The following is a 7886-nucleotide window of genomic DNA, read 5'->3' as shown; positions in this document are numbered from 1 at the left end:
GCGGCAGCGACTGGATGTGCGTGCTCAGCCCGATCGCGGTCAGGCTCAACTCGTCGTGCTGGGCGAGGTGGTTGCCGATCACCACGAACCGGGTGTGGTGGGCACGGTTGATGTGTCGGACGCCCGACAGGGCGCGCACGGGCGCGCTAAGCTGCTGGTCAGCCATGAGGAAGTCGTGTCTTCCTGTGTGGTCAGGCCCTCGCGGCGGGATGCCAGTCCCATGCGAGGGCCGATTGCGTTTTTGGGCTCGTTGCGGCCGACTCTGCACCGCGAATCGGCATATGCGCCAGCCGGGTTGGCGCAATTCACCCGACCGGGTGAGAGGGGGAGGGGGGAGGTTGGGAAAGGTCATTTCCCCCGGTCTTTTATCCCTAGGCGTCGAGCGATACCACGGAGCGGCTCACCGGGTCGTGAAAACCTCGATCTGGTGAAAGCGGACCAGACAGGTCCAATTCCGCCGGCAGTCGGAAGCACTTCCCCTGAACCCTCCCGTCCGTGATCGCGAGGACGCGAGCTGCGCGCGCCGCGCGGGGTTGCGGGGGGGTGCGGGGAGGGTGGCGTCGAGGGAGATTTCCTGATTCACGTGACTCAGCGTGGCCATCCGTGCGTAACCTGAACAGAGTCGAGGACGCTGCGTACAGCGGTGGTCCAGGACTGTCCCGTGCTGTCCTCCCGGCCAAAAACGGAGGTGGAAAGTGAACGCAGACGGAGCCGACGAATCGAGCTGGGAACTCGATCCGGAGGACGAATCCGGGGCGGTAATCGCCACGGTGGGACGCCAGTTAAAAATGTGGCGCGAGGCAGCAGGCCTCGATCCCACCCAGTTCGGCAAGCGGATGGGTTACGGCCCGAACCTCATCTACAAGATCGAACGCGGCACCCGCATTCCCCGCCCCGAGTTCCTCGACAAGGCGGATGAGGTGCTGGAGGCGGGCGGGAAGATCGCGGCGATGAAGGTCGACGTGGAAAAGGCCCGCTACCCGAAGAAGGTCCGCGATCTGGCCAAGTTGGAGTCCGAGGCGGTTGAGCTCGGCGCTTACGGGAACCACAACCTGCACGGACTGCTTCAAACCGAGGACTACGCGAGGGCGCTGTACGAGATCCGGCGGCCCGCCTACTCGCCGGACCAGGTGGAGCGCTACGTCGCGGCGCGCATGGCGCGGCAAGAGGTAATCCACCGGCAGCCGTTTCCCGCCATGACCTTCGTGCTGGAGCAGGTCACGCTTGAGCGGCCGATTGGGGGACCAGACGTGCTGCGCGGCCAGTTGGAGCGCCTGCTCGATGTTGGTGCGATGCGCAACGTTGAGATCCAGGTGATGCCAACCGGGTGCGAGGACCATGCCGGGATGGGCGGCGACATCCAAGTGTTGAAGCTGGGCGACGGTTCCACCGTCGCCTACTGCGAATCGCAAGTGGCGAGTCGCGTGATCACCAACGCTAAGGACATCCAGGTTCTGGAACTGCGCTATGGGATCATCCGATCACAGGCTCTCAGTCCCCGGGAGTCGCGAGCCTTCATCGAGAAAGCGCTGGGAGAGACATGAGCATCAAGCCCTCTGCCGAGGACCTTTCTGCACTGAAGTGGGTCAAGAGCAGCTACAGCGCCAGCAACAGCAACGAGTGCGTTGAGGTGGCCTGGGCCAAGAGCAGCTACAGCGCCAGCGACAGCAACGAATGCGTCGAAGTCGCCCAGCGGCCCGGCACCATCCTCGTCCGCGACTCGAAGGTCCCCGACGGCGGTCGCCTGACGGTGAGCCCCGCCGCCTGGGCCGGATTCGTCGCCACCGCTGCCGCCTAGCCAACGGGCCGGTGCGGGCTAGCCCTCCTGGGGACGGGCCGGTTCGGTGCGCAGGTGGGTGACCTGGGCGCGGTGGGCGGCCCGCGCGACCCGGCGCTCCCCGGCCGCGGCCAGCACCGCGTCCCTGGCTGCCTCCTCGGCGTCGAACGGCGCCGGGGAGAAACGGCCGCAGGCCCTGACGTGCCGTTCCCAGTCGTCCTGCCAGGACTCCACCGTCCAGCCCGGCCACAACTCCGGTACCCGGTGAACCTGCGGGGAGGAGTAGAGGGACCACCAGCCCAGGCGGCGGCGCGCCGGGTCGAGGTGGATGCCGGAGTTGACGTGCAGGCGGCAGACTCCATGCCCGGGGGCGTCTGCCAGGCGGTCGAGCAGCGAGACGCCCTCGCGTACGGGGTGGTCGAAGGCGTCGGAGGCCACGTGGACGCGGTCGGCGCCGACCGTGATCACCACACCGCCCGGGTCGGGCCGGGCCAGGTCTTCGTCGTCGGGGGCGAGGAACGGGGCCGGGGAGAGGTCCGCGTCGCGGCAGCGGACGTACTCCGGGTCCAGGCCGACGTGCTCGCGCAGTTCGGCCGTGCCGTCGTACAGCCAGCGGACCTCCCAGCCGGGCCATGCTGCACGGATGAGCTCGAACGTGGCGGCGCGGTGGCGGAGTTCGGTGCTCGGGCCCTCCCAGGCGAAGAACAGCAGCACCTGCCGGCCGAGGTCGAGCAGCACACCGCCCTGGGTCATGGTGTCGTCCAACCACCAGCCGTCCTGGCGGAGTTCGGGGAGCATGGCGAGAGCCGTTGCAGGTCCGTCCAGCAGGTCGAGGTCGATCCCGACCGCCCAGCCGGTCCGGTACAGCTCGTGCGTGCCGTCCTCGCGGACCACGATGACGTTGGCTCTGTCTCCCATGAGGTCAGGATGGCCGGGGCCGGGGGCTTCCGGCCATCCGTATGCGGCGGCTCGGGGGCTCCGGCGCCGGCGCCGGCGGTGGCGCCAGACGAAGCGGATCGAGCTCACCCGATGCCTGCACAGGTGAGCCCCGGCCGCGCCTCAAGGCCTGCCGGACGCTTCGGGTCGGGCGTGCCAGTCCTCGCCGGGTACCTCGGGGCTCGCAGGAGCGGCGTGGGCCGGGGGTGGGGTTGGCTCCGCGGCGAGGCCGGCCGGGGCCCGCGGCTGCATCCGTGGCCGCACGGCGGTCACCGTCGTCCAGGATGGCGTTGTGTGCGTACCGCGCGCGTGACGGTCCCGAGCCCGGCCGCCAGGGTCCCGGTGGCCAGGACGGCGAGCACCGGGTTCACGTAGCCGGGGACCAGGTCCTCATCCGCGTTGCACGTCATCGAAAGCGGGAGCAGCGTCTCCATGTGCTCGCCGGGGTCGAAGTGGGTGCGCAAGGTGAGTTCGCACATCTCACGGACGTCCAAGACCAGAAGGTGAGTCAGGCCCCACAGGTACAGCCCGCAGGTCAGGACGGACAGCAGCAAGGTCCAGCGCGCCCACCGATCACCGCAAGCCGCGCGCCTGACCGTCGCCACGAGGCACCAGAGTCCGGCCACGATGGCGCCCACCTGCAGGAATTCACTCAGCATGTCGGCACGATATGCGGGCCACCCGAGCATCATTCGGGCATACCATCCGTTTGCGTCCGGCATTGTGCCGTCGGTTACCGAATCAGTGCATGGCCAGGGCGCACGGCACGGTCGCCGACTAGGCCAGGACCGCCCGCAGTGCCGGGGCGTAGGCCGCGACCAGGGAGGGGCGGTCGAGGGCGGTGACCGCCGGCACGCGCAGCAGGTAGCGGGTCAGCGCCAGCCCCAGCAGCTGTGAGACGACCAGCCCCGCGCACGCGGCCGCCCGCTCCGGCCCGAGGACGGCGGCCAGGGCGGGGAAGGCCTGCCCTGCGAAGACTGCGCGGACCCGGGCGGCGGCCTGCTCGTTGGTCACCGCCGACCGGAGCAGGACCAGCAGGGCGTCGTCGGCCGGGTCGCCCTCCCAGCGGTCGATGAAGTGCCCCAGCACGGTCTCGGCCAGGCGGTCGGCGGGCACCCCGGAGAGGTCGGGGATCCGCAGGTCGATCTCGTCCTCGCCGCCACCCTCGCCGCCGGCAGCGGCCGCCAGCGCCGCGTCGAAGAGTCCCTGCTTGCTGCCGAAGTACCGCATGACCATCGACGGGTCGATACCCGCGTCCGCCGCGACGGCCCTGATGGTCGTGCGCTCGTAGCCCTGTGCGGCGAAACGGTCCCGCGCGGCGCGCAGGATCGCGGCCCTGGTCCGCTCACCCCTGGTCCGCCCGCTCTCGCCCTGTTCGCTCCGTATCACGCCAACAACTGTAGGCCAACAAGCGTTGACTTTCCAGGCCCCCGGGCGCATGCTGATGCCAACAGCCGTTGGCCAACAAGCGTTGGCCCTCTGGAGGAGGCCTGCCGTGACCCGCACCGCCGCACTCCCGCTCCCGGCCCGCACCGACGTCGCGATCGTCGGCGCCGGCCCCACGGGGCTGGCCCTCGCCGTGACCCTCGCCGAGGCCGGCGTCGACTTCGTCCTCCTCGACCGCCAGGCCGAGGGCGCCAACACCTCCCGCGCCGCCGTCGTCCACGCCCGCACCCTGGAGGTGTTCGACGAGCTCGACCCGTCCGGCGCCCTGTCCGCGGAGCTGATCGGCCGCGGCGTCCCGGTCTCCCGGTTCCGGGTCCGCGACGGGGCCCGGCCGGTCGCCTCCCTCTCCTTCGACGGCCTGCGCGGGCGCACCCAGCACCCGTACGCGCTGATGGTCCCCCAGTACGAGACCGAGGCCGTGCTGCTGGCCCGCCTGCGGGCCCTCGGCGGCGACGTGCACCGCCCGTACGAGGTCACCGGCGTCACCCAGGACGCCGACGGGGTCACCCTCACCACCGCCGGCGGCGAGACCCTGCGGGCCGCACACGCGGTCGGCGCCGACGGCATGCGCAGCGCGGTCCGCGAGGCCGCCGGCATCCCGTTCACCGGCGGCGCCTACGAGGAGTCGTTCGTCCTCGCCGACGTGGCCATGGACTGGGTGCCCGGCCCGCGCGAGGTCTCGATGACCTTCTGCCCCGTCGGGCCGACCGTCGTGGCACCGCTGCCCGACGGCCGCTACCGGGTCGTCGCCGCCGTCACCGAGGCCCCGGCCGCCCCCGACCGCGCCTTCGTGCAGCAGCTGCTGGACGAGCTCGCCCCCGGGCAGGCCACCGTCCGCGACCTCGCCTGGTCGTCCCGGTTCCGGATCCACCACCGGGTCGCCGACCGCTACCGGGCGGGCCGCCTGCTGCTGGCCGGGGACGCCGCCCACGTCCACAGCCCGGCCGGCGGCCAGGGCATGAACACCGGCATCCAGGACGGGTACGCGCTCGGCCGCGCCCTCGCCGCCGGCGACGTCGACGGGTACGAGGCCGCCCGCCGCCCCGTCGCACTGCGCGTGGTGGCCCTCACCGACCGGATGACCCGCTTCTCCACCACCCGCAACCCGGCCCTGCGCCTGGCCCGCAACACCGCGCTGCGCCTCCTCGCGGGCATCCCGCCGCTGCGCAACCGGGCCGCGGCGGAGTTGGCGGAGCTCAACTACCGCTGAGGGACCCACGGAGCCGGGCCGGGCCGGGCCCGGCGGCGGCGGCCCTACTCCACGAACAGTCCGCGCGCCGCGGCCCGGGCGTCGAAGGCCTCCAGCCGGGCCTGGGCGTCCGGCAGGGCGTCGGCCATCGCCTCCAGCAGCACCCGCCCCAGCAGCATCGGCGCGCACGCCGTGTCGAAGGCCAGCCCGGTGCCGACCGGCGCCGGGATCAGCAGGTCCGAGTACCGCGCGACCGGCGCGAAGGTCGATTCGGCGACCGTCACCACCGTCAGCCCCGCCGACCGCGCGTGCTCCAGCGCCTCGGCCACCTCCCGCGGGTACCTGGGCAGCGCGAAGCAGAGGAGGGCCGAGGCGCCGGCCCCGGCGGCCGCGTCGATCCGGTCGGCCAGCATCGAGCCGCCCTCGTCGAGGAGCCGTACGTCCGGGTGCACCTTGGCCGCGAAGTACGCGAACCCGCGCGCCTGCGAGGACGCCGCCCGCAGCCCCAGCACGGGCAGCGGGGACGACCCGGCGAGCAGCCGGCCCGCCTCCTCCACCGGCGCGGGGTCGGCGAGCATGGCCGAGAGCCGCCGGAGGTTCTCGATCTCCCCCTGCACGGCCTGCTGGTACTCGTTGTAGGCCTCCTCCTGCGACTCCTCGACCCGCTCGGCGGGCGGAGCCACCTCCCGCAGGTGCCGGCGCAGCGCCGGGTACCCGTCGAAGCCCAGCGCCACCGCGAACCGGGTCACCGACGGCTGGCTCACCCCGGCCAGCTCGGCGAGCTCGACGCTCGACAGGAAGGGCACCTCCGTCGCCCCGCGGACCATGCAGTGGGCGATCCGCCGCTGGGTCGGCGTCAGCCGGTGCCCCTCGAACAGCTTCTGCAGCCGCGCCGCCGGGCTGTCGCTCATCCCGACCCCTCCGTCCCCGTACCCATTCAGTCACCGAGCACTCTGCATGCGCTTATGCAGGACGGCAAGCGGCTGCCCGCTTGCCGAGACGCGGCGACCGGCATACGGCGACGAGCGCGCAACGAAGGGCTCCCCCGTACGGTACGCACGCGGGAGCCCTTGGAGTGGCAGGTTCCGGAACGGGCTAGGCGAGCAGCTTCTGCTTCGCCTGCTGGAACTCGGCCTCGGTGATCGCGCCCCGCTCCTTCAGGTCGGCCAGCGCGGCCAGCTCCGACGCGCTGCCGCCCGTGCCGGACGGTCCGGCGGCCTCGCGGACGTACGCCTTGAAGGCCGCGTCCGTCTGCCTGGCCGCCTCCATGTCGCGCTCGGCCATCGACTTCCCGCGGGCGATGAGGTACACGAGGATGCCGATGAACGGCAGGATCACCACGAAGATGGTCCAGCCTGCCTTGCCCCAGCCGCCCATGTCCTGGCTCCGGAAGATGTCAGTGATGATCTTGAAGAGCAGGAAGAACCACAGCACCCACAGGAAGATGAGCAGCATGGTCCAGAAGAGGTTGAGGAGCGGGTAATCGTCCATCTGAGCCTCCCGGAGGCTTGGTTGCCCCCCGAACATTCACCGTTCCGGTATAGCCCGAACTCCCGGGCACCGCACGCCCAGCGCGGCCCTCTGGGCGACGGGGACCGTTTGCGGGCTCGGGGCGGCTGTGCCAGCTTGAGTGGGCGGGGGACTCGGGGACTCGGGGACCGACACGGGGGACCGTTCCGAAAGATCCCGAAGAGGGGCAACCCATGAAGCGACGCTTTCCGAGGACGGCTGCCGTCACCGCGGCGGCCCTGGTTCTGGCCGGCGGCGGTACGTCCGCCGCGTTCGGCGACCCGACCGCCAACCCGAGCCAGGCGGCGGCGGACCTGTGCGCGAACATCAACGAACTCAGCTCCGACACCGCGGCATTGCAGGCCCTGAACCCGTCCACCACGACGAAGGACCAGCTCAAGGAAGCGACCGAGAAGGTCCAGGAGGACTGGAAGGAGGTCGCGGAGTCCACGGCGACCTGGAACCAGGCGAAGAAGAACGCGGTGAAGACGGCCGCAGAGAACCTCAAGAAGGCGTACGCGAACCTGCCCGGCGACACCACCGGCAGCCAGGCCGCAACCCAACTCGCGCCGCAGGCGCAGGCGTTGAACACGTCCATCCGGGACGCCCGGCGCGATCTCAACTGTCCCTGACCTGACCCGACCGGCGGCCGGAGATCCGGGGAGCCGGACGGGGAAGTGGAAGTAGAGGTGGAACGCGGGGACCGCCACACCCTCGGCTGCCCGAGGGGCGGGACGACGGCGGTCCCCGCGGGGGACACGGGCCGGGTCAGGGCCGTCCGCGTCCATGGCGTTCACGCGGTCCGGGAGCCGCTCCGGAGGTACGCCAACGCCGTTCCGTGGCGCCGGCCGGGGCCCTCGCCCCTGCCGACACGCACCACTGTGCCCGAGGCGTGTTAAGCCGGTGCTGCCGCCACGTGACGTGCCCGTACCGATTGCCCGACGCGCGGGCAGACGGACCGCGAACGCGCCGTACCCGGCCGGATAAACGGGCCCCGTACGGCCCGCAAGTTTTGAAGTTAAATTGGGT

General features: G+C 71.5%; 9 protein-coding genes and 1 pseudogene. 4 read left to right on the top strand and 6 right to left on the bottom strand.

What is annotated here, in order from left to right:
- Nucleotides 1–211: pseudogene (locus tag ACFVGY_RS36435) on the bottom strand (helix-turn-helix domain-containing protein); the annotation flags it as partial.
- Nucleotides 212–695: 484 nt separating this feature from the next.
- Between ACFVGY_RS36435 and ACFVGY_RS36430 the strand changes: the two are divergent.
- Nucleotides 696–1544 carry a helix-turn-helix domain-containing protein gene (locus tag ACFVGY_RS36430; RefSeq protein WP_385686469.1) on the top strand — a complete coding sequence of 283 codons (849 nt, stop codon included), beginning with the start codon at nt 696–698 and terminating at the stop codon, nt 1542–1544.
- The gene (locus ACFVGY_RS36425) at nt 1541–1798 is read left to right on the top strand and encodes a DUF397 domain-containing protein (RefSeq protein ID WP_385686466.1); all 258 of its coding nucleotides are present in this window, start codon (nt 1541–1543) and stop codon (nt 1796–1798) included. Before ACFVGY_RS36430 ends, ACFVGY_RS36425 begins: the two co-directional genes overlap by 4 nt.
- Before the next feature lie 18 nt (nt 1799–1816).
- Here the strand turns inward: ACFVGY_RS36425 and ACFVGY_RS36420 are convergent, their stop codons facing one another.
- The 3 genes from ACFVGY_RS36420 to ACFVGY_RS36410 all read right to left on the bottom strand — a co-directional run bounded on the left by ACFVGY_RS36420 (nt 1817) and on the right by ACFVGY_RS36410 (nt 4102).
- Nucleotides 1817–2695, bottom strand: a complete 879-nt coding sequence (locus ACFVGY_RS36420) for a hypothetical protein (RefSeq protein WP_385686463.1) — start codon at nt 2693–2695, stop codon at nt 1817–1819.
- 287 nt (nt 2696–2982) lie between these two features.
- Nucleotides 2983–3372: a hypothetical protein gene (locus ACFVGY_RS36415; protein ID WP_385686460.1), complete on the bottom strand. Its 390-nt coding sequence runs from the start codon at nt 3370–3372 to the stop codon at nt 2983–2985.
- Nucleotides 3373–3490: 118 nt separating this feature from the next.
- Nucleotides 3491–4102, bottom strand: a complete 612-nt coding sequence (locus ACFVGY_RS36410; protein WP_385686457.1) for a TetR/AcrR family transcriptional regulator — start codon at nt 4100–4102, stop codon at nt 3491–3493.
- A 106-nt stretch (nt 4103–4208) separates the two neighbouring features.
- Here ACFVGY_RS36410 and ACFVGY_RS36405 point away from each other — a divergent pair, with 106 nt between their 5' ends.
- Nucleotides 4209–5369, top strand: a complete 1161-nt coding sequence (locus ACFVGY_RS36405) for an FAD-dependent oxidoreductase (protein WP_385686454.1) — start codon at nt 4209–4211, stop codon at nt 5367–5369.
- Between the two features lie 44 nt (nt 5370–5413).
- On the opposite strand, the gene ACFVGY_RS36400 is transcribed toward ACFVGY_RS36405, so the two are convergent.
- Together ACFVGY_RS36400 and ACFVGY_RS36395 are read right to left on the bottom strand one after the other, a co-directional pair.
- A complete protein-coding gene (locus ACFVGY_RS36400) occupies nt 5414–6259 on the bottom strand; it encodes a MurR/RpiR family transcriptional regulator (protein WP_385686451.1) in 846 nt (281 codons plus the stop codon).
- Between the two features lie 184 nt (nt 6260–6443).
- Nucleotides 6444–6839, bottom strand: coding sequence for an SHOCT domain-containing protein (locus tag ACFVGY_RS36395; protein WP_385686448.1), 396 nt, complete (start codon nt 6837–6839; stop codon nt 6444–6446).
- 212 nt (nt 6840–7051) lie between these two features.
- On the opposite strand from ACFVGY_RS36395, the gene ACFVGY_RS36390 reads away from it, so the two are divergent.
- Nucleotides 7052–7489: a hypothetical protein gene (locus ACFVGY_RS36390; RefSeq protein WP_385686445.1), complete on the top strand. Its 438-nt coding sequence runs from the start codon at nt 7052–7054 to the stop codon at nt 7487–7489.
- Nucleotides 7490–7886 lie beyond the last annotated feature (397 nt).

Origin of the sequence: Streptomyces sp. NPDC127106, from assembly GCF_042677605.1 — a bacterium.
Classification (GTDB): Bacteria; Actinomycetota; Actinomycetes; order Streptomycetales; family Streptomycetaceae; genus Streptomyces.
The sequence above is the reverse complement of the archived record's forward strand: the minus strand, read 5'-3'. Positions and strand labels throughout refer to the sequence as shown.

What these genes read in the sequence shown, in the direction of transcription:
- ACFVGY_RS36425 (WP_385686466.1), top strand. Translation starts at nt 1,541, where the DNA reads ATGAGCATCAAGCCCTCTGCCGAGGACCTTTCTGCACTGAAGTGGGTC.
- ACFVGY_RS36420 (WP_385686463.1), bottom strand. Translation starts at nt 2,695, where the DNA reads ATGGGAGACAGAGCCAACGTCATCGTGGTCCGCGAGGACGGCACGCAC.
- ACFVGY_RS36415 (WP_385686460.1), bottom strand. Translation starts at nt 3,372, where the DNA reads ATGCTGAGTGAATTCCTGCAGGTGGGCGCCATCGTGGCCGGACTCTGG.
- ACFVGY_RS36400 (WP_385686451.1), bottom strand. Translation starts at nt 6,259, where the DNA reads ATGAGCGACAGCCCGGCGGCGCGGCTGCAGAAGCTGTTCGAGGGGCAC.
- ACFVGY_RS36395 (WP_385686448.1), bottom strand. Translation starts at nt 6,839, where the DNA reads ATGGACGATTACCCGCTCCTCAACCTCTTCTGGACCATGCTGCTCATC.
- ACFVGY_RS36390 (WP_385686445.1), top strand. Translation starts at nt 7,052, where the DNA reads ATGAAGCGACGCTTTCCGAGGACGGCTGCCGTCACCGCGGCGGCCCTG.